The organism is Campylobacter sp. RM9328, from assembly GCF_012978615.1.
In genome coordinates this window covers 1-1,781 of the sequence record NZ_LIWF01000042.1, presented here as the reverse complement: position 1 = coordinate 1,781, position 1,781 = coordinate 1, and the positions used below count along the sequence as shown (strand labels likewise).

Below are 1,781 nucleotides of genomic sequence, written 5' to 3'. Positions count from 1 at the left end.
CTACAAGCTATATGATTGATGTGGAGTTTGAAGGTTAGAAAAAACAACGAACAAGGCGTCCCCTGTTCGCATTTTACAAAGTAGCAAAGTAATATTACTGAAATTTCTTACAAAGTAGCAAAAATATTAAATTTTGTAAGGAATAACAATGCAACAAACCAAACTAAAAGCACCATTCGGCTGGGTTGGTGGTAAATCAAAACTAGCTAAAGATATTATCCCACTAATGCCTGAACATATTAAATATGTAGAGGTATTTGGCGGAGCACTATCGGTCTTTTACCAAAAAGAACCTAGTAAAAATGAGGTCGTAAACGATATAAACAGCAATCTCATAAACCTGCACCGCATCATAAGGACTAGACCGCAGAGCTTGTCAGCGGAGCTTGGCACGATGCTAAGAAGTAGAGAGATATTTTATCTCATAAAGCAAGGCAAACTAAAACCAAGAAACGACATACAAAGAGCAGCCTTTTACTTTTACCTGCTTTCAACTAGTTTTGGAGCAAAAGGCGATCACTTTGCTATGGGTAAAGGCAGAAGTAGTAAAAACATATATAGAGATTTTACAGTGTATTCAAAACGCCTAAAGCACGCGTTGATAGAAAATCTTAGCTACGAAAAACTTATAAAGGAGTATGATGGCGAGGATACGCTCTTTTATCTTGACCCACCGTATATAGGTACTGAAAACTACTATAAGATGACAAACGGCTTTACTATGATAGATCACGAAAACTTAGCTAAAATTTTAAAGGGCATAAAGGGTAAATTTATGCTTAGCTATAACGATTGTGAGGTGGCAAGGCATCTATATAAGGGCTTTAAATTTAAAGAATTATCAGTAAACTACAGCCTAAACGCAAAGTCAAGCGATAGAGTAAAGAGTGAGCTTTTGATAATGAACTTCTAGGCGGTTAACTCCGCCTCATTACAAAATCAAATAAATTTTATACTTTAAAAGATATTTGGCTAAATTTGCTTATATTTTATAACCAAAGGAAGTTAAAATGGATATGAACGAGATAAATGAGAGGCTAAAGGATATACTAGCCACCGAGGGTAAAAAGAGCATAAAAGATGCTGATGTGGCTAATGAGCTAGGTATAAATCCAAATACCTACGCCCAGATGAAATTTAGAAACTCAGTGCCATATAAAGAGATAATGGACTTTCTATCAAAGCGTAAAATTTCGATAAATCTTTTCTTTTATAACCAAGAAAATGAAAGCTTAGAGGTATCAGAAAAGAGGTATAAGACACTTCGCATGTTTGGCTTAAAGGCTAGTCTTGGTGGTGGGGCTTGGAGTGATGATGAAGAGTTTGATGAGGTGTTCATGGATAAGAGGCTTTTGAGGCACTTTGGCAGAGGTGGTGATGCAGAGATGTATCCTGCTGATATTATCTCATGCATGGGTGATAGTATGGAGCCTCATATAATGGAAGGCGATCTATGCATGATAGGTATAGGTATGCCATATAAGGACGGCGAAATATATGCTATAAACACACCTGATGGGCTTGTGATAAAGGAGTGCTACAAGCAAGGAGATGAGCTTATGCTGGTATCTTATAACCCTTTATACACGCCTGTTAGATACTATGCGTGTGAGTGCAAGATAGTGGGTAAGTTTATAGGACTTATGAGGGATGTAAATTGGCTTTAAAGGGTGTTTAAAAGGTGTATTATTTTGGGTTAGAAATCAAAGTGAGAAAATGCGGTTTTTAACCCACTTTGATTTTAAGCGTAAAATGACTTTGATTTGAAAAGCGGTTTTACA

Annotated in this window: 2 protein-coding genes; both read left to right on the top strand. The window is 36.6% G+C overall.

Features of this window, described 5'->3' with window-relative positions; all coding sequences use genetic code 11:
* Nucleotides 1–148: 148 nt before the first annotated feature.
* Nucleotides 149–913 (top strand): DNA adenine methylase, encoded by a 765-nt coding sequence (locus tag CCAL9328_RS10540; protein ID WP_169938874.1) that lies wholly within the window; start codon nt 149–151, stop codon nt 911–913.
* 97 nt (nt 914–1,010) lie between these two features.
* Complete coding sequence (locus tag CCAL9328_RS10535) at nt 1,011–1,667, top strand: S24 family peptidase (RefSeq protein ID WP_170000624.1); 657 nt, start codon at nt 1,011–1,013, stop codon at nt 1,665–1,667.
* Nucleotides 1,668–1,781: the final 114 nt, after the last annotated feature.

What these genes read in the sequence shown, in the direction of transcription:
- CCAL9328_RS10540 (WP_169938874.1), top strand. Translation starts at nt 149, where the DNA reads ATGCAACAAACCAAACTAAAAGCACCATTCGGCTGGGTTGGTGGTAAA.
- CCAL9328_RS10535 (WP_170000624.1), top strand. Translation starts at nt 1,011, where the DNA reads ATGGATATGAACGAGATAAATGAGAGGCTAAAGGATATACTAGCCACC.